This window comes from Aestuariivita sp. (genome assembly GCF_021404545.1).
Classification (GTDB): domain Bacteria; phylum Pseudomonadota; class Alphaproteobacteria; order Rhodobacterales; family Rhodobacteraceae; genus Aestuariivita.
The window spans coordinates 39,561-58,002 of sequence record NZ_JAAWWD010000009.1 but is presented as its reverse complement, the minus strand read 5'-3'; the positions used below and the strand labels follow the sequence as shown (position 1 = coordinate 58,002).

General features: G+C 60.6%; 19 protein-coding genes. 8 read left to right on the top strand and 11 right to left on the bottom strand.

Going from position 1 to position 18,442, the window contains the following annotated elements; all coding sequences use genetic code 11:
* Window positions 1–43 precede the first annotated feature (43 nt).
* Window positions 44–532: a glutathione peroxidase gene (locus tag HEP69_RS05945; RefSeq protein WP_290557658.1), complete on the top strand. Its 489-nt coding sequence runs from the start codon at window positions 44–46 to the stop codon at window positions 530–532.
* 60 nt (window positions 533–592) lie between these two features.
* Here the strand turns inward: HEP69_RS05945 and HEP69_RS05940 are convergent, their stop codons facing one another.
* The 5 genes from HEP69_RS05940 to pheS all read right to left on the bottom strand — a co-directional run bounded on the left by HEP69_RS05940 (window position 593) and on the right by pheS (window position 4,520).
* The gene (locus HEP69_RS05940; protein ID WP_290557642.1) at window positions 593–916 is read right to left on the bottom strand and encodes a hypothetical protein; all 324 of its coding nucleotides are present in this window, start codon (window positions 914–916) and stop codon (window positions 593–595) included.
* A 1,027-nt stretch (window positions 917–1,943) separates the two neighbouring features.
* Window positions 1,944–2,462, bottom strand: a complete 519-nt coding sequence (locus tag HEP69_RS05935; protein ID WP_290557641.1) for a hypothetical protein — start codon at window positions 2,460–2,462, stop codon at window positions 1,944–1,946.
* A 68-nt stretch (window positions 2,463–2,530) separates the two neighbouring features.
* The gene (locus HEP69_RS05930) at window positions 2,531–2,737 is read right to left on the bottom strand and encodes a phenylalanyl-tRNA synthetase subunit beta (RefSeq protein ID WP_290557640.1); all 207 of its coding nucleotides are present in this window, start codon (window positions 2,735–2,737) and stop codon (window positions 2,531–2,533) included.
* A 62-nt stretch (window positions 2,738–2,799) separates the two neighbouring features.
* The gene (locus HEP69_RS05925) at window positions 2,800–3,201 is read right to left on the bottom strand and encodes a BLUF domain-containing protein (RefSeq protein WP_290557639.1); all 402 of its coding nucleotides are present in this window, start codon (window positions 3,199–3,201) and stop codon (window positions 2,800–2,802) included.
* Between the two features lie 245 nt (window positions 3,202–3,446).
* On the bottom strand, window positions 3,447–4,520 hold the full coding sequence (gene pheS / locus HEP69_RS05920; RefSeq protein WP_290557638.1) for a phenylalanine--tRNA ligase subunit alpha: 1,074 nt from the start codon (window positions 4,518–4,520) through the stop codon (window positions 3,447–3,449).
* 184 nt (window positions 4,521–4,704) lie between these two features.
* On the opposite strand from pheS, the gene HEP69_RS05915 reads away from it, so the two are divergent.
* Window positions 4,705–5,847: a serine hydrolase domain-containing protein gene (locus tag HEP69_RS05915; RefSeq protein ID WP_290557637.1), complete on the top strand. Its 1,143-nt coding sequence runs from the start codon at window positions 4,705–4,707 to the stop codon at window positions 5,845–5,847.
* The gene (locus HEP69_RS05910) at window positions 5,848–7,032 is read left to right on the top strand and encodes a YbfB/YjiJ family MFS transporter (RefSeq protein WP_290557636.1); all 1,185 of its coding nucleotides are present in this window, start codon (window positions 5,848–5,850) and stop codon (window positions 7,030–7,032) included.
* 100 nt (window positions 7,033–7,132) lie between these two features.
* Here HEP69_RS05910 and HEP69_RS05905 read toward each other — a convergent pair whose 3' ends face one another.
* The 5 genes from HEP69_RS05905 to pyk all read right to left on the bottom strand — a co-directional run bounded on the left by HEP69_RS05905 (window position 7,133) and on the right by pyk (window position 11,561).
* A complete protein-coding gene (locus HEP69_RS05905; RefSeq protein WP_290557635.1) occupies window positions 7,133–8,650 on the bottom strand; it encodes an ABC-F family ATP-binding cassette domain-containing protein in 1,518 nt (505 codons plus the stop codon).
* A gap of 500 nt (window positions 8,651–9,150) precedes the next feature.
* A complete protein-coding gene (gene rplT / locus HEP69_RS05900; protein ID WP_290557634.1) occupies window positions 9,151–9,516 on the bottom strand; it encodes a 50S ribosomal protein L20 in 366 nt (121 codons plus the stop codon).
* A 15-nt stretch (window positions 9,517–9,531) separates the two neighbouring features.
* Window positions 9,532–9,732, bottom strand: a complete 201-nt coding sequence (gene rpmI / locus HEP69_RS05895; RefSeq protein WP_290557633.1) for a 50S ribosomal protein L35 — start codon at window positions 9,730–9,732, stop codon at window positions 9,532–9,534.
* 115 nt (window positions 9,733–9,847) lie between these two features.
* Complete coding sequence (locus HEP69_RS05890) at window positions 9,848–10,072, bottom strand: hypothetical protein (RefSeq protein WP_290557632.1); 225 nt, start codon at window positions 10,070–10,072, stop codon at window positions 9,848–9,850.
* Window positions 10,073–10,115: 43 nt separating this feature from the next.
* Window positions 10,116–11,561: a pyruvate kinase gene (gene pyk / locus HEP69_RS05885; protein WP_290557631.1), complete on the bottom strand. Its 1,446-nt coding sequence runs from the start codon at window positions 11,559–11,561 to the stop codon at window positions 10,116–10,118.
* Between the two features lie 122 nt (window positions 11,562–11,683).
* Here pyk and HEP69_RS05880 point away from each other — a divergent pair, with 122 nt between their 5' ends.
* The 3 genes from HEP69_RS05880 to HEP69_RS05870 all read left to right on the top strand — a co-directional run bounded on the left by HEP69_RS05880 (window position 11,684) and on the right by HEP69_RS05870 (window position 13,967).
* Entirely contained in the window at window positions 11,684–12,421 is a 738-nt protein-coding gene (locus HEP69_RS05880) for an N-formylglutamate amidohydrolase (RefSeq protein WP_290557630.1), read from the top strand.
* 174 nt (window positions 12,422–12,595) lie between these two features.
* Window positions 12,596–12,913, top strand: coding sequence for a DUF1244 domain-containing protein (locus HEP69_RS05875; protein WP_290557629.1), 318 nt, complete (start codon window positions 12,596–12,598; stop codon window positions 12,911–12,913).
* 55 nt (window positions 12,914–12,968) lie between these two features.
* The gene (locus HEP69_RS05870) at window positions 12,969–13,967 is read left to right on the top strand and encodes a zinc-dependent alcohol dehydrogenase family protein (protein ID WP_290557628.1); all 999 of its coding nucleotides are present in this window, start codon (window positions 12,969–12,971) and stop codon (window positions 13,965–13,967) included.
* Window positions 13,968–13,970: 3 nt separating this feature from the next.
* On the opposite strand, the gene HEP69_RS05865 is transcribed toward HEP69_RS05870, so the two are convergent.
* On the bottom strand, window positions 13,971–15,545 hold the full coding sequence (locus tag HEP69_RS05865) for a 2-isopropylmalate synthase (RefSeq protein WP_290557627.1): 1,575 nt from the start codon (window positions 15,543–15,545) through the stop codon (window positions 13,971–13,973).
* Between the two features lie 262 nt (window positions 15,546–15,807).
* Between HEP69_RS05865 and HEP69_RS05860 the strand changes: the two genes are divergently transcribed.
* Both HEP69_RS05860 and HEP69_RS05855 read left to right on the top strand, forming a co-directional pair.
* A complete protein-coding gene (locus HEP69_RS05860) occupies window positions 15,808–16,470 on the top strand; it encodes an SDR family NAD(P)-dependent oxidoreductase (protein WP_290557626.1) in 663 nt (220 codons plus the stop codon).
* A complete protein-coding gene (locus HEP69_RS05855; RefSeq protein ID WP_290557625.1) occupies window positions 16,464–17,993 on the top strand; it encodes a cryptochrome/photolyase family protein in 1,530 nt (509 codons plus the stop codon). Before HEP69_RS05860 ends, HEP69_RS05855 begins: the two co-directional genes overlap by 7 nt.
* Window positions 17,994–18,442: the final 449 nt, after the last annotated feature.

Genomic DNA, 18,442 nt, shown 5'->3' with positions numbered 1-18,442 from the left:
GAGAGGCGCGATGATCCGTATTTTATTGGCTGTGGTGCTGACGATGCAAAGCTCGATCGCCTGGGCCAAAGGGCTGACGGGTACGTTCGCGTCCATAGATGGCGGCAGTTTGAGTATTGAAGATTGGCGTGGCCAACCGGTTCTGGTGGTCAACACCGCTTCGCAATGTGGCTTCACTCCGCAATATGACGGGCTTCAGGCGCTTTATGACCGCTACCGCGATCAAGGTCTGGTGGTGTTGGCCGTGCCATCGGATGACTTTAATCAAGAGCTTGAGTCGGCCGATGAGATCAGGGAGTTCTGCGAGATCAATTTCGGGCTAGACATCCCGATGACCGACATCACCCATGTGCGTGGATCCCAGGCGCATCCGTTCTACCGCGCGGTGCAGGCAGAGACGGGGTTCGTTCCCCGGTGGAATTTCAACAAGGTGCTGGTCGGGCCGGAAGGCGAGGTGCTGGGCGCTTGGGGATCACATGTCAAACCCGGGTCACGCGCGATCACCGGCGAGATTGAGCGGATCCTGAACTGACCCACCGAAACGCCGGTATGCGGCAGCCTTTGATCGTCAGACTGCCGCTCCGTCGGGCTATCACAGCATCGAGGCGCATCCGCTATGTGCCGGTTTGCCTCCGATATGATGCGGATTAAGGATCAGATGCCAACTGGGCGGGTATCCCGGAGCCTGCGCCCGCGAATAGGAGCAGCCGTTGGGCGCCGTATACCATTGACCACTGAACGAAGCCGGCGGACGATTGCTGCCGACCGGGTTCTTCTTGGCTGTCGCGGGCCCGAGAGCCGCTGAGATATCATTGCCCCCATCGAACATGTTGAGGATCGCCTCGGCCATGCTCGCATTTGCGCTGGTGGTGGTCGCGGCAAGGACAAGGGCGACACTGGCGGCTTTGAAAAACATCGTAATCTCCTGTTTTGTGCATGAACGCTACAAGACAGGCATCGGCCTGAAACCGGGACAGGATCGGGTGGAGACTGTGGCCAAATCGCGTATCTTCAGGCGCAATTATCCAATATTAATCGAGAATTGATCAGAGTCTGGACTTCGGTAACGGGAGCGGCTCAGTCAAGCCACTTCTTGCAAACGATTTGATCCGCCAAAGCGGGTCGTTTAGGTCTCTTGCTGTTCCGTATTTCCGTTGCGGCTGTCGACTGAGATCCTTTGGGTACATACTTCGGTTCGTGGTCAACGCTTTGGGTGTCACCCTGATGCCAGTTCGATGTAGTTCCGATGTGCCCATCTCATAGGCGTGCTTGAAGAGCGTCAGCGACAGTCCTGACCACGGCATCATCGGAACCGCGTCCCTGTGGGGCCTCGAAAGCCTGCGATCATGCAGGCAACGGTTGGAATATCATTCGATCAAGCGACTATTGGCGTGGCATCAGGCCGAAAGATTCTATCATCGACCCAAATCCGATGGAGTATGACGCCAATGGGTCTTGCTCAGCGGATTGGCTGCGCGAAGGTGTCAGACCGAACCAGGGACCAGTTCTTTTGAAGACCGCAAGCGTGCCGGATCATCGAGGGCTGCCCGTGACGTTCCCCCAAGCGGCGGCATGAGACTAAAAGAACCCTCGCTTCAGGGTCACATACCGTAGGGCCATCACACTGCCATAGGACTAGCCCGAGACCCAAACACGGCCCCGATCCACGGGAAAACGCCGCGCCACATCTTCCAGCACCCCGTTGGTGGCGAACCACCAGTTCACCCTGCCGCGCCGAGCCATGAAAAATGCGGCAGCACCGGCAGCGCAGTCTGCCCATCCCATCCATCAGGCGCCAGCAGGTGATAGGAAGGGGGCACGCCATGGCCTCATGGCAAGGCTCCACCGCGGCCACGGCGGTGCCCAATCCGCTGAAGATGAGAAAAAGGGGGTCATAGCTGCGACTCCATCCATCCTCCCGGGCATGTCATCTCATAAACCCGTCAACCCTCGCCCATCGCCATCGTGTCGATCCCCACGATTACCGACATCACAAAAAACAAGATCGCCGTCAGCACGGTCAGCATGATCACCCGGTTGAAATAGCGCACCTGCTTGATCGCCTCGATTTGCAGGTGAAACTCATCCGCCACCGTGCGCAGCTCGAACATCTCGCGCAGACGCGGCGATGGCTCATAGATGAGGCAACGCAGCAAAAACAGAATCGAGACCGAGATCGTCACCACCTGCGCGAACATCAGCCCCAGCGTCAGCCAAGTCTGATCCAGCGAGAACACAAAGGCCGAGGTCGCCAGGATAATCGCCAGCACCGCAAGCAAGGCCGAGGATTTGGCGTCGATTTCCATCATGATCTCGCGCGCTTCGGTCTGATCCATGTTGGCGATGCCGACATCGGCCTCCACCTCGATACAGACGGGGCGCAAGGTCAACTCGCTGGCCCCCGGCATGGTCCAGCGATCCATCTGGGTCACAAACCCATGCAGCGAAAAGAAAGAGGTCATATGCGGGGCTCCGGTCTGGTCCGTGCCACTGTGAGGCCGAACCGTGCCGGGATTCAAGGGCTTGGCGTTCAGGGTCGGCTGTCATCCCGGTTGCGGCGGCGCATGGCGTCAAGCCAACGGTCCAAGAAAAGGATCGGTACCAACACAACCGACCATCCCAGCGCATTGAGCATGGTGAACGTCATCTTCAACTCGGTCGGCATGTCTGAGCGCCACAAAAAGACATGCGCCACGCAGATCAGGCAGACCATCCCCGCTACCAGCCATTTCGCCATGCCGAAACCTCCTCTCGCCGCCCAGATGAACGCCTCAACAGCATTCGGCCCGGGGATCGCGGCTATTGCGGAAAACTCGACCGCAAGCGCCTAAAAGTCATCAGAACCTCCTCCGGCGTTGCATCCTCGACAGCCCCCTCCGACACCTCCTGCGGCGACCAAATCCACGAGCGGGCCGGATCATCGCGCATCGCCCAGTCCGGAAAGATCCGCTCGGTGAGCTTGTGTCGACGGACCGCTCGCAAATCGGTGTGCCGGTCATCGCGCCGGATGCGGTCGTAAGCGGCTTCGACCATGCTGGACGGCCCTTCGAGGAGTTGCAGATAGATATCGGACCGGACGATCAACGCCCCTGTGATCCCATCGCGCGCGTTGCACCGGCGGGCATCCAGCAGGATCCCGGCCAGCATCGCTGCATCAAAGCCAAAGGGCCGGGAGGCGTAGGTCAGCTGCAAAAGCGACACAGGGCGTGATCTCCTTTGACAATACCATACGCCGGTCGTCTTGGTATGTCCCTGCAAAACACGGAGCGGTGCCAAAACAGCGCTTTGACGCCTGCAAAGACCAAACACAAAGGCGCCTGCCACCCTGCTTCACCTTGCCACTTGGACGCCGGGGGTTTGGGGGCTTGCCCCCAAGGCCCGTGCGGCCTCGCACAGATAAAACAGACTGCGGCGCAGCCGCTCCGGTCAGAGGGCGCCCGCCGGGATCAGCGGCTGAGGCCGCCGTGCAGCGTCGGAGCGTCCAGGGCCGAAAACCCGTAATGGCGCAGCCAACGCAGATCGCTGTCAAAGAATGCGCGCAGATCGGGGATGCCGTATTTCAGCATCGCGATCCGGTCTATCCCCATGCCAAAGGCAAAGCCTTGATAGACATCCGGATCGATCCCGCCAGCGGCGATCACCTTGGGATGGACCATCCCCGAGCCCAGGATCTCCAGCCAGTCGTCGCCCTCGCCCACTTTCAGTTGCCCTCCCTCCCAGGAGCAGCGGATATCGACCTCGGCCGAGGGTTCGGTGAACGGGAAATGCGACGCACGAAAGCGCAGCTCGACATCGTCCACCTCGAAATAGGCCTTCACGAACTCCTCCAGCACCCATTTCAGGTTCGCCATGGAGATATCGGTGTCCAGCGCCAGCCCCTCGACCTGATGGAACATCGGCGTGTGGGTCTGATCGTAATCCGCGCGATAAACACCGCCGGGGCAGATCACGCGCATGGGCGCGCCCATCGTCTCCATCGACCGGATCTGCACCGGCGACGTATGGGTGCGCAGCACATGCGGCGGACGATTGTCGCCCTCGGCACGGTGCATATAGAACGTGTCCATCTCCGCCCGTGCGGGATGGTGGCTGGGAATGTTCAGCGCGTCGAAATTGTACCAATCGGTATCGATACGCGGGCCTTCGGCCACCGAAAACCCCATCTCGGCGAAAATCGCCGTCACCTCTTCGGAGGCCTGCGAGATCGGATGCAGCGTGCCCTGCCTGCGCGGTCTGCCCGGCAATGTCACATCCAGCCATTCGGTGCGCAGCCGCTCTTCCAGGGCCGCATCGCCCAGCGCGGCTTTCTTGGCCGCCAGTGCGGAGTTGATCTCGTCCTTGAGCGCATTGAGCGCAGGGCCCGCCACCTGCCGCTCCTCGGGGGTCATCCGGCCCAGTTCGCGCATCCGCAGACTGATCTCGCCCTTTTTCCCAACGGCCTGCACACGCAGATCCTCCAGCGTGGATTCGTCCCCCGCATCGGCAATCAGGCTTAAGTATTTGGCTTTCAGATCGTCCATCAGACTTCCCCAGACTAAGGCCTCGCTCTGCTAGCGGCAGCGGCGCATGATTGCAAGGTGCAGGGGCGGGTCATCATCGGGCTGACAAAAGAGCGAAACCGCCAATTTCACGCCTTTGCGCAGATCATGCATGGACAGTGCAGTTCCCGCATCGTTAACCTGTGCACATCATCAGGAGGAAGACATGTCAGATCTAGATAAAGTCCTGCAATCCGCCGTGGCCGCACAGGACGTACCCTTTGTCGTGGCCATGGCCGGAAATGCAGCCGGGATCACCTATTCCGGGGCGGCCGGCGAAAGTGCGGGACGCACTGTCGATGAAAGCACGGCCTTCCGCATTTTTTCGATGACCAAGGCCATCGGGTCGCTGGCAGCGATGATCCTGATCGACCGGGGCAAGATATCGATGGACACGCCCGTGGCCGATGTGTTGCCTGCCTGGAACGATCTGAAGGTTCTGGACGGCTGGAACGGCGACGAACCCATTCTGCGCGCGCCCAAGACGGTGGCCACCGTGCGGCATCTGGCCAGCCATACCAGCGGTCTGGAATACGAGATCTGGAACGCGGATATGCAGAAATACATGGAGGTGAAGAACCAGACCTCGATCCTGACCGGGCAGAAGGCCGGTCTGATGTATCCGCTGATGAGCGATCCCGGAACGCGCTGGGGGTACGGCATCGGCATCGACTGGCTGGGCCAGATGGTCGAGGCCGTCGATGGCCGCCGCATCGACGCTTTTTGCCGCGAAGAGATCCTGGATCCTCTGGGCATGACAGACACATATTTCGAGCCCGATGCGCTCTCTGACCGTCTATCGAACGTGTCGATCCGGGGGGAGGATGGCACTTTCGCCCCCTTCGAACTGGCGCCACCGCCCAAGCCGGAGTTCTACGGGATGGGCCATGCGCTTTATTCCACGGCGCCGGATTATATGAAGTTCCTGCGCATGGTGCTGAACAAAGGCCAGCTCGACGGCAACCGGATCCTGTCCGAAGATGCGGTGGAGCAGATGTGTGCCGATCAGATGAACGGGCTGGTCTTTGAAAAGATGATCTCCTACGCGCCGCCGTTGACTGCGGATGTCGAACTCTTCGACGGCACCAAGGCCACACATTCCTTTGCCTTCGTGCGCAACGAGGTCGACCAGCCGGGACGGCGCAGCGCGGGCTCGCTCAGCTGGGCGGGGGTGTGCAACACCCATTACTGGATCGATCCGGCCAGGGATCTGGCCGCCGTGATCATGACCCAGAGCCTGCCCTTTGTGGAGCCGCCCCTGATGAAGACCTATGGCGCATACGAAGAGGCGGTCTACGCCAGCCTCTAGGTGAGCGGGACACCCCGAAACTGGCTGATCCTGGCCGGGCTGACGCTGGGTGTCTGCGTCACTAACGGTTTTGCGCGTTTCGCTTACGGGCTCCTCTTGCCCGCGATGCGCGCGGAGCTGGGATGGAGCTATACCCAGGCGGGCTGGCTCAACACGGCCAATGCGTTGGGCTATGTGGTGGGCGCGGTGCTGACGCTGGCGCTGTTGCGGCGGCTACCGCCCGCGCCGCTCTTTGCGTTTGGCGTGTGGACGACGGCGATCACCCTTTTCGCAACCGGGTTGAATGAGGCGCTTTGGGCACAGTCGTTCTGGCGGTTCGCTGCGGGGCTTATGGGAGCGATGTCCTTTGCAACGGGCGGTGCCCTGGCGGCAGCCCTTTTCACCGATCAGCCACGCCGCAACGCGCTGTCGATTGCAATTTATTTCGGCGTCGGCGGCGGTCTGGGCATCGTTCTGAGCGGATTGAGCGTGCCCCTGGTCCTGGCCAGCTGGGGCAACGCCGCCTGGGCCTGGGGCTGGATCGTCATAGGGCTGATCAGTTTCGCTTTTTGCCCGCTCAGCCTTTGGGCCGCGCGGCAGCTACGCCCGGCAGCAGGCGGCGCGCCAAAACCCGCGCCGGTCCCTATGCGCAAGATGCTCGGCCTCTTGGGTGGTTATGCCGGGTTTGGTCTGGGATACATCGTCTATCTGACCTTCATCGCGGCCTGGATGACCTCGCAGGCGGCACCGGCTTGGCAGATCGCCGGGGTCTGGACCCTGGTGGGGTTCAGCATCTGCGCCTCGCCCTTCGTCTGGCGCGGGGTGTTCGCGCGGTTTGGCAACGGAGTGCCCTTGGCCCTGATCCTGGTAAACATCGCGGTCGGGTCGAGCCTGCCTGTGCTCTGGCCCGGGCTTCTGGGATTGGTGGTCTCGGCGGTGGTGTTTGGCCTTTCGGTGTTCATGGCACCGGGGGCAGTGACCAATTTCGCCCGCCAGAACCTGCCCCAGGACAGCTGGGGCGCGGCCATCGCAATCTTCACGATCGCCTTTGCCATAGCGCAAACACTGGGCCCCGTGGGGGCGGGAATGATCGGGGACGCCACCGGAACCATCGGCGCAAGCCTGCTTGCCGCATCGGCCATATTGCTCTGCGGTGCGGTCTGCGCATTGTCGCAGCGGGTCTTGGCGACGGAACAGGCGGAATAAGCAAACCTATGGATAGCCGATGTCCCGCACCGCAACCTCGAACCCTATGTGATGATGCCACAAGAAAGAGTTCATTTGACCTTCCAGTACGATCTTCTGCCTACTTTGCGCTCATCTCTTCGATCAAAAAGGCTTCAGGGCTTTCTACCTCCTCAAGCTTTTTGCCCTTAATCCACCAGAATCTGTTGCCCACATTTCTCAGAAAGCTCCGGTCGTGGCTCACCAATAGGCAAGACACCCGATGCGCGATCAATTCCTCCTCCAACGCTTCCTGTCCTTCGATATCCAAATGGTTGGTCGGCTCATCCAGTAGATAGAAGTTCGGGTTTCTGAGACGCAAGATCAGCATTGCCAGTCGGGCCTTTTGCCCTCCTGACAGAGCCCCGATCCGCGTGTCTTGCATCTGGATACTGACGCCCGCGGCGGCCAGAACCCCGCGCGCGCGCTGATCACCGATATCGAATTGCGCTGTCACAGCCTTCAACGGGGTCTCTGAGTCGGAAAGCTGGCTCAGATGCTGGTCCGAATAGGCCGATACGATTGAGGGCGCATATCTCACCGTCTCATCCACACCGGTAAGCGCGCGCTGTATCATCTCGACAAGTATCGTTTTTCCTGTACCGTTCGCCCCCAAAAGAACAATGCGGTCACCTTGGGAAATCCACTTCCGCCCTGTCTTATAGAGCAATCGGTCATCTGGCGCGCGCACGGCAATATCATCCAATGTGATCAAAGCTTTGGCGTGTGTTCCACTGTTGGACAGCCTGATATCGCCCGCGCTTCGGTCGTGATGGGCTGGTTTGGCGGCAGCCTCGAGTTTTGCGGCTCGCTCGGTCAATTGCTTGGTCTTGGTCAACAAAAGGTCAGAGCCTGAATTGATCCCGACATTCTTAAGCTTGGCAGCCTGTCTGCGCAGCTGTTGAGCCTTGTTCAGCTCATTGGCAAAGCGCCGTTCATCGGCAGCATCTGCGGCATCAAGCGCCGCACGTGCCGCGGAGAAAGGAAGCTGGAATACATGAGAACGCTCAGGCCGCAGAAACAGCGTACGATTTGTTGTGGCGTCCAGAAACGCCCGATCATGGGAGATCATGACCACCGGCACATCCCGTGGCAACGCCCCCACCCAGCCCTGAAGCAATGCGATTCGGTGCAGGTCCAGATGGTTGGTCGGCTCATCCAGCAAAAGAAGATCAGGATCATTGACCCAAGCGGCCGCCAGCATCGCGCTACGTTGCCATCCGCCACTGAGTTTGCTGAGGTGCCTGTGCTGCAAATCATACGGCACCTTGAGATCATCCAAAACGACATCCACACGCCAGCCCTCGTATTCCGCCTGCTCAACCGGAAGCGCTGCCAACACCCAATCGTAGAGAGAACGCTCCAGCGCCTCTTGGGGGAGGTGCTGCTTGACGTATCCCACACGCAATCCGCGTGCTCGCATGACCACTCCTGAAGTGGGGTCAAACACCCCCGCCAAACAGGCCAGCAGCGTGGATTTTCCACGCCCGTTCGGGGCAACCAATCCAATGCGGTCACCTTTGGATATTGTCAGATTGAGTTGTGAAAAAAGCGGCTTGCTAAGGGTCACGCCCACAGCATTCAGACTGATGATTGTCATTGGATCCTCGGGTCAACAAGAGTATTGCCGCAATGCGGCTATGGGCAGACCGAGGATGAGGTTATGCTCGGGTCAGCCCTGCAAACGGATTCGCAGGGCAAGACGGGGTCCATGCTGAAGTCGGCGTATGATACGCATGCTCAGCGCGTGCCCTCCCTTGTTGATGTAGATCTTTTGCCAATTCTAGGAAACAGTTCTGAATTTGGCAACCGTCTTGCAAGGCGTGGCCATTTGTGTCGGCCTTCTCGTCGATGCCGGTGGAGGTTTTCCGGGCGTCAGCCGCCGCGTCCTGACAGGGCACGAAACGCTACAACACCTATCGGGTTGAGCGCTGCCTTGACCGTAGCGGATGACCTAAGGCGATTGCAGCCGCATCACGCAATGCCCTTGGCTCGCGCCAATTGCAAAGAAAACCTGCAACCGAGGTGGCGATACCGCCCAAAAAATGCAAGAAAGCCGCCTTCAATGGGGCGGCTCTCAGCACGACGTCGGCCGGGTATTTACGCGCTCAGCGCGCCTTTGGCCTGCTCGACAATGGCACCGAACGCTTCGGGCTCATGCACGGCCAGATCGGCCAGAACCTTGCGGTCCACCTCGATCCCGGCCAGCGACAAACCATTGATAAAGCGCGAATATGTCAGCGCCTCGTCATGGCTGCGCACCGCGGCATTGATCCGCTGGATCCACAGCGCGCGGAAATTCCGCTTGCGCGTGCGGCGGTCGCGTGTGGCGTATTGGTTGGCCTTGTCGACGGCCTGCTTGGCCACCTTGAAGGTGTTCTTGCGACGACCGTAAAAGCCTTTTGCGGCCTTGACGACTTTCTTGTGACGGGCGTGAGTTGTGGTTCCACCTTTAACGCGGGACATCTGTGCAGCCTCCTATCAACGGTCGTAGGGCATATAGCCCTTGACGATTTTGGCATCAGGAGCGCTGAGCGTGGTGATGCCGCGCGCGTCGCGGATGAATTTCCGGGTCCGTTTGATCATGCCGTGGCGTTTGCCGGCCTGACCGGCCATAACCTTGCCGGTGGCCGTCACCTTAAAGCGCTTCTTGGCGCTCGATTTGGTCTTCATCTTGGGCATTTCCGTCTCCTCAACATTGGGTCGGTGTCAGGCGCGACTCGGCATGCCACATTGGCCGGTCGCGCAGTCAGAAGCGGCCATTTACGCAAGATGTCCGCACAAGGCAAGAGCGAAATCAGGGCAGAAAGCGCGCCAGCACGCTGAAAAACACATCCGGTATCTGGGCCATGGTGTACCCGTCCGGCGTGGTTGTCAGAGCATACACAATCAGGCCCCCCGCGATCAGCACGGTTATGGCCGAGGCGCGGGGGCCGCGGCCATCGGTGATCGCGCTCCACATGCCGACCAGGGCAAAGCAACCCAGGACCATCCCCAGGATCAGAGCAAGATCCGCGTCCATCCCGTCCCGTCCCTCCGGTCACCGCAAACAGTATCGGTTGAGGTTATTCCGGATCTGTCGCAAAAATCAAACGCTCGTCACAGGGGGCCACACGCAGGATGTTGGTGGTGCCCTGCACGTTGAAGGGCACACCAGCGGTCACCACGATCTGATCGGACGCGGTGGCAAAGCCGCGGTCGCGTGCGGCGCGCGCTGCGCTGACGACGGCCATCTTGAACCGCTTAAGCTGGCCGGTCATCACGCAGTTGCACCCCCAGCTCAGCGACAGTCTCCGCGCTGTTTCGCGCTGGGAGGTCATCGCGATGATCGGCACGCCAGGCCGTTCCCGTGCGGTCAGCAAGGCCGTGGCGCCCGACTGGGTGAAACAGCAGATCGCCTTGATATCCGTGGTCTCCGCGATTTCGCGGGCGGCTGCGACGATGGCGTGGGCAATGGTGTCGCCCCGGACCGAGCGGGAGGCTGCGATGATCTGGGTGTAGGTCGGATCGGCTTCCACCTCGGTCGCGACCTTGTCCATGGTCTGCACCGCTTCGACGGGATAGTGGCCCGCAGCGCTTTCGGCGCTGAGCATAATGGCGTCGGTCCCCTCATAGATGGCAGTGGCAACATCCGAGACCTCGGCCCTTGTCGGCATCGGGCTTTCGATCATGCTCTCCAGCATTTGTGTGGCGACGATCACCGGCTTGGCCGCGGCGCGGCATTTCCGGGTCAGGCGCTTCTGGATCGGCGGGACGGCCTGCACTGGCAGTTCGACACCAAGATCACCCCGAGCGACCATGATCCCATCGCTAACCGCCAGAATATCGTCGAACCGGTCCACCGCCGAGGGCTTTTCGATCTTGGAGAGAATTGCGGCACGGCCCCGGGCCAATGCACGTCCTTCGGTCACGTCCTCAGGACGCTGCACAAACGACAGTGCCAGCCAATCCACACCCAGCGTGCAGGCAAACTCCAGATCGGCACGGTCCTTCTCGCTCAGCGCGGCCAGGGGCAGGATCACATCCGGCACGTTCACGCCCTTGCGGTTGGAGATGGTACCACCGGTCACCACGGTGCAATCGGCGAAATCCGTGCCACAGGCCGTTACCTGCAAGCGAATCTTGCCGTCATTGACCAGAAGATGGGATCCCTGCTCAAGTGCGGCAAAGATCTCTGGGTGAGGCAAGCAGACGCGAGATCCATCTCCCTCCGCAGGGTCCAGATCCAGACGGAACGCGGCACCTTCCTCCAAATCGACAGCCTCATCGGCAAAGATCCCCACACGCAGCTTGGGGCCTTGCAGATCGGCAAGGATCGCGATGGGACTGTCGAGATCCTCCTCGACCTGGCGGATGATCCTGTGCTTGGCCTCAATCTCTTCATGGGTGCCATGGGACATGTTCAGCCGGAACACATCGGCACCGGCCTCGTGCAGGGCACGGATCATTTCATAGGTTTCAGACGCAGGGCCAAGCGTGGCCACGATCTTGACGTTTCTCGTTCGGCGCATTCAGAAGGCTCGCTTTTTCGACTGTGGGCGTTGTTATCGCAAACACGTGTTTTCTTGGTTATCGACCAATTCCCATTCCCGAACAACTCGCCTAAACCTGCGGGCAAGACAATGACATATCCATGACATACACACCCTTCTACCTCCACGGGGAAACCCGGCCTGGCCGCTGGCTGGTGACCTGCGATCACGCCACCAACGCCGTGCCGCCGGATATCGCTGGCGGCGATCTGGGGCTGCATCGCACCGATATGGAGCGCCACATCGCATATGATGTGGGCGCCTATGGCGTGGCGCAGGAACTGGGCGTCCTGCTGAGTGCGCCTGTTCTGGCCGCCAATTTCTCACGCCTGGTGATCGATCCGAACCGGGGCGCGGATGATCCAACCTTGTTGATGAAGCTGTACGATGGGTCCATCATCCCGGCCAATCGCCATGCCGATACCGCAGAGATCGAGCGGCGGATGGAGATGTGCTATCGCCCGTACGACGCGCAGCTTGACCGGATGACCGCGCTCCCCCACAGCGTGGTCGTGTCGGTGCACAGTTATACCCGGCAGTTGCGTGGGCGAGATCCGCGACCCTGGGAGGTTGGTGTGCTCTATGCACAGGATGACCGGCTGGCACGACCGCTGATTGATCTGCTGAAAGCCGAAGGTGACCTGTGCGTTGGGGATAATGCACCCTATTCGGGCCATCTGCCTGGCGATGCGATTGATCGCCATGCCTTGCGCCTGGGACGGCCCAATGTGCTGATCGAACTGCGCAACGATCTGATCGCCGATGATGAGGGCCAGCGGCATTGGGCGGCGCGGCTGGCGCCGATATTGGCACAGGCATTGGCCCAATCCGGCGTGTGATCAGAAACTGACACAGTTTCTGGCCAATTTCTGTTGCAGAAATTGCCCTGTCGACAGATCGGCAGGGCGCAGAAAATGCGTTCATTTTCTGGACATTTTTTGTGTCAAAAAATGCACCCGTGACACAGGACCATTCGCTCCCTACATCCTCTTCAAACAATGAAGGGAACGACCATGGACGACCAAACCCAGATTGAATTGGAAGCCGCCGCCTTTCGCCGTCTGCGCCAGCACCTGATGCAGGACCGCATCGACGTGCAAAACATCGACATGATGAACCTGACCGGCTTCTGCCGAAATTGCCTGAGCCGTTGGTATCAGGAGGCCGCCAATGAAAGAGGCATTGAGATGGGCAAGGACGAGGCCCGCGAGCTTTTTTACGGGATGTCCATGGCGGATTGGAAAGCCAACCACCAGACAGAGGCCAGCACCGAAAAGCAGGCCGACTTCAAAGTCGCATTTGAAGAAAACGTCACCAAAAATCAGGGTTGATACACCTCAATGCGCCGCCGCCTGCCCTGTCTAGAGTCCAAGCGGAGAGGTGCATATGAGCGGATCAGACCAGATGCGGGCGATGGTGCTGGAGCGTGCGGGCCAAAGGCTTGTCTCCAAACGCGTCCACATACCCCGACCACAGGCAGGCCAGGTCCTGATCCGGGTTCTGGCCTGCGGCGTCTGCCGGACAGATCTGCACATTCTTGACGGAGAGCTGACAGAGCCCGCGCTGCCGCTGATCCCGGGTCATGAAGTCGTGGGCGAGATCGCGGCTCTTGGCACCGATGTTTTGGGTCTGCCAATCGGAACGCGCGTCGGCGTGCCCTGGCTGGGCCACACGTGCGGGACCTGTGCGTTTTGCCAAAGCGCGCAGGAGAACCTCTGCGATCTGCCCCTATTCACCGGTTACACGATCAACGGCGGCTATGCGGAATACTGCATCGCGCATACGGATTTCGTTTTCCCGCTGCCTCGGGGCGATCCGGTCTCGCAAGCGCCGCTGCTCTGTGCGGGGTTAATCGGGTACCGCTCTCTGACCAAGGCAGGCACGGCTCGGCGGCTGGGCATCTACGGCTTCGGAGCTGCCGCCCATATCCTGGCTCAGATCGCGCGCTGGCAAGGGCGCGATATCTACGCCTTCACCCGTGATGGCGATACGCAGGCACAGGACTTCGCGCGCGCATTGGGGGCCGTCTGGGCCGGTGGATCGTCGGCCCCGTCCCCTGTCGCTCTGGACGCGGCACTCATCTTTGCCCCGATCGGATCGCTTGTGCCCAAAGCGCTCAAAGACCTACGCAAAGGCGGGATCGTCGTCTGTGGCGGCATCCACATGAGCGACATTCCCGCCTTTCCCTATGCCGATCTCTGGCAGGAACGGCAGATCGTATCCGTCGCAAACCTGACACGCGCGGATGGCGAGGCGTTCTTTCCATTGGCCGAGCAAGCACAGGTCAAGACCGAAACAACGGCCTATCCGCTGGATCGGGCCAATCAGGCGTTGGACGACGTGCGCACCGGGCACCTGCAAGGCGCCGCGGTGCTGCTGCCCTGAGAGCTAGGACAATTCCTTGTAGGAAATCTCGCGCGCATCGGCGCCTGGGCCGACTTTCTCACGCCGCACCAGCAGACGGTTCAGTGCGCTGACATAGGCCTGAGCGGAGGCCACGACCGTATCGGTATTGGCCGACTGCCCGGTGGCGATCACGCCATCTTCCTCCAGCCGGACCGACACGGTCGCCTGAGCATCGGTGCCTTCGGTGACCGCATTCACCTGATAAAGCTGCAACCGCGCCTCGTTGGGGTGCAGCGCGCGAACCGCCTTGAAGGTTGCATCCACCGGGCCATCGCCCTGGGCTGTGGCCATCGCCTCCGCCCCGTCGATGTCCATCTCCAGCGTTGCCTCTGCTGGCCCGCCTGTCCCGCAGACCACTTTCAGCGACACGATCTGCAAGCGGTCGGTATCGGCATCCCCAGTGGCCGAGATCAGCGCCACAATATCGTCGTCATAGACTTCTTTCTTGCGATCGGCCAACTCCTTGAACCGCACGAAGATATCCTTGAGCTGGTTATCCCCCACCTCATGGCCCAGATCGGCGAGCTTGGCACGCAGCGCTGCGCGCCCGGAATGCTTGCCCAGCGGCAACGAGGTGCCCGCGATACCCACATCCTCGGGCCGCATGATCTCAAAGGTTTCGGCGTTCTTCAGCATGCCATCCTGGTGGATACCGCTTTCATGAGCGAAGGCATTCTTGCCCACGATGGCCTTGTTGAACTGCACCGGAAAGCCCGACACCGTGGCGACACGGCGCGAGATATGCATAATCTTTCTGGTGTCGATACCCGTTTGATAGGGCATGATATCGCCCCGCACCTTCAGCGCCATCACCACTTCTTCGAGTGCGGTATTGCCCGCCCGCTCCCCCAGACCGTTGATCGTGCATTCGATCTGGCGGGCGCCGCCGTCGACGGCCGCGAGCGCATTGGCCGTCGCCATCCCGAGATCGTTGTGGCAATGGGTGGCAAAGACCACATCCCCGGCCCCAGGAACTTCGGCAATCAGGCGACGGATCAGATCCGCGCTTTCCGCAGGGGCGGTATAGCCCACGGTATCGGGGATGTTGATCGTGGTGGCACCGGCCTTGATCGCGATCTCGACCACGCGGGCCAGGTAATCCCATTCGGTGCGGGTCGCATCCATCGGTGACCACTGCACATTGTCACACAGGTTGCGCGCGTGGCTGACGGTCTCGTGGATCCGGTCGGCCATCTCATCACGCGTCAGGTTCGGAATCGCCCGGTGCAGCGGCGAGGTGCCGATGAAGGTGTGAATACGCGGCTTGGCCGCGTTCTTGATTGCCTCCCAACAGCGGTCGATATCGCCGATCTGCGCGCGCGCAAGCCCACAGATCACTGCGTTTTTCGACCGCTCCGCGATCTCGGAAACAGCGGCGAAATCTCCTTCGGAGGCGATGGGAAATCCCGCCTCGATGATGTCCACGCCCATCTCATCGAGGAGTTCGGCAATCTCCAGCTTTTCGGAATGGGTCATGGTCGCGCCCGGGCTTTGTTCGCCATCGCGCAATGTGGTGTCAAAGATCACGACGCGATCTCTTGCAGTCTTGTCAGTCATATCGGGTCTCTTTTTCGTCTGTTCCTTGGGCCATGTGGCGCGCATGCGGTTCCCTCTGAGCGGGCGCGCCGGATGGCACGCTCAGAGGCGCATTAGGAGCAGCAGGCCACGCAGACCGGCACCGCGCAGGGCGGAAAGAGGGAAATGAGAGGTCATGCGTGTCATGGCGGTGACTATACCCCGCTCGGAACAAATGAAAAGTCTCTTTTGCCGATCACGCCGCGCGATTGACGCCGCGCCGCGCGCGTCTAACTCTGCCTGCATGGTACAGACATTGATCATCGGGGCATCAGGCGGGATCGGACACGCCTTGGTGCAGGTTGCACAGGCCCGAGGGGAAGAGGTCACACCCCTGTCGCGCAGCCAGGACGGGGTCGACATCACGGATCAGACAAGCCTTGCAGAGCACCTGGATGGGCTGGGACCATTCGAACGGGTGATCGTCGCCACCGGCGCTTTGGAGATCGGCGGCGCGGCGCCGGAAAAGTCAATCAAAGCTGTTCAAGCTAATGAGATGATGGATCAATTCCGGCTGAACGCTGTCGGTCCGGCGCTGGTGTTGGCGCGTGCCCACCAGCTCCTGCCGCGCAAAGGGCGCAGCGTGTTCGCGGTGCTCTCGGCCCGTGTCGGCTCGATCGGGGATAACCGGATCGGTGGCTGGATCAGCTATCGCAGTGCCAAGGCCGCCGTGAACCAGATCGTGCGTACCGCCGCGATTGAACTGGCGCGCACCCACAAGGAGGCGATCTGTGTCGCCCTCCACCCCGGCACGGTCGCAACCCCCTTCACTGCGAAATATCTGGGCCGCCACCCGGCCGTCCCGGCATCGGAGGCGGCTCAGAACCTGACCCGCGTGATGGACGGTCTGACCCCGGCCGAGACGGGCCAGTTCTTTGACTGGGCCGGGAAACCGGTTCCATGGTAGGCCGGCTGATCCTGGTATTGGGCGACCAGCTTTCACCTGAACTGAGCGCCCTGGGAGAGGCGGATCCAGAACAGGATTTCGTTGTTATGGCCGAGGTCGCGGACGAAGCGACCTATGTGCCGCACCACCCCAAGAAGATCGCGTTTCTCTTCGCCGCCATGCGCAAGTTCGCAAAGGCGCTGCAAGAGGATGGCTGGCAAGTGCGGTACACCCAGCTTGACGACACCCAGAACACCGGCTCCATCGCCGGCGAACTGCTGCGACGTGCGGAAGAAACCGGCGCCGGTGAGGTGATCGCGACCGAGCCGGGCGAATGGCGCCTGATCGAGACGCTCAAACATGCACCATTCAAGCTGCGGATGCTCGAAGATGACCGGTTCATCGCCTCGCATGCAGAGTTCGAACGCTGGGCAGATGGGCGCAAACAGCTGCGGATGGAGTATTTCTATCGCGATATGCGCCGGAAAACCGGGCTTTTGATGGACGGCGACCAACCGGCGGGCGGCACATGGAATTACGATCACGACAATCGCAAACCTGCCCCCGATGATGTCACCCATTCCGGTCCGATGCGGTTCACGCCCGATGAGACGGTGGCGGAGGTGCTCGACCTTGTCGAGGCCCGGTTTGGCGATACCTTCGGCACCCTCCGCCCGTTCCATTTTGCCACCGATCACGGGCAAGCCAAGCGCGCATTCAAGCATTTTGTCAAATACGCCCTGCCCCGGTTCGGCGATTATCAGGACGCGATGCTGGACACGAACCGGTTTCTCTATCACGCGGTGATCTCGCCTTACCTCAACGCGGGTCTGTTGTCCCCGCTGGAGCTGTGCCAGGCTGCAGAAGACGCCTGGAAGACGGGGGCAGCGCCCCTGAATGCGGTCGAAGGCTTTATCCGCCAGATCATCGGCTGGCGCGAATATGTGCGCGGGATCTATTTCCAGGAAGGTTCTGATTATGTCACCCGCAATACGTTAGGCCACAACCGGGATCTGCCTGACCTTTACTGGGGGAAAGAGACAGATATGCGCTGCATGTCCCGCGCGGTGGAACAGACGCGGGAGGAGGCCTATGCCCACCATATCCAGCGCCTGATGGTAACGGGCAATTTCGCGCTGCTCGCCGGGATCGACCCCCGTCAGGTGCATGAATGGTATCTTGCGGTCTATGCGGATGCGTTTGAGTGGGTGGAAGCTCCCAATACCGTCGGGATGAGCCAGTTTGCAGATGGCGGGATCATCGCATCCAAACCCTATGTCTCCTCCGGCGCCTATATCAATCGGATGTCGGACTACTGTAAGAACTGCACCTATTCAGTAAGCGCCAAGACAGGCGAAGGCGCGTGCCCGTTCAATCTGCTGTACTGGCATTTTCTGAATAGGCACCGTGACCAGTTTGCCGAGAATCCGCGCATGGGCAACATGTACCGCACCTGGGACCGGATGGATCAAGATAGACGGGAAACAGTGTTGCGGGACGCCGATGCCTTTCTTGACCGGCTAGATGCAAAAAGACGAGTTTGATCGCACCATATTCTGACACAGAATATGGTCAGAAACTGACTCAGTTTCTGGCGCGCCCTCGGCCCTGGGCGCCCCCATTTTCTGTGTCAGAAAATGGCCCGGAGGCAGGGTGAGCTGCCCGTGGACTCCAGCACAGACATCATCGGCCAAAGCGCGTTTCGCGGGCATCGGCTCGGCGAGACGCAATCGAACAAAACCAAGGTCTACGCGCGCCTCCCTCCCTTGGATCGCTGGCAGCGCATCACAAGCTGTGCCTGGCAGCACCGAGAGCGTGAGCATTCCATAACCGACAGTCTCCGGCCAACCACTGACTTCGCGGCCTGCACCGGGGCCAGATGCATCAACGGCGCCTCTGATGTCACATTTGCGAGGGCGACGACCCGGCTCTGATCCGGGCCAACCGCCTCGACGCTCCGATCTCTTGCCCGAGCATCCGCTACCAGGCCGTA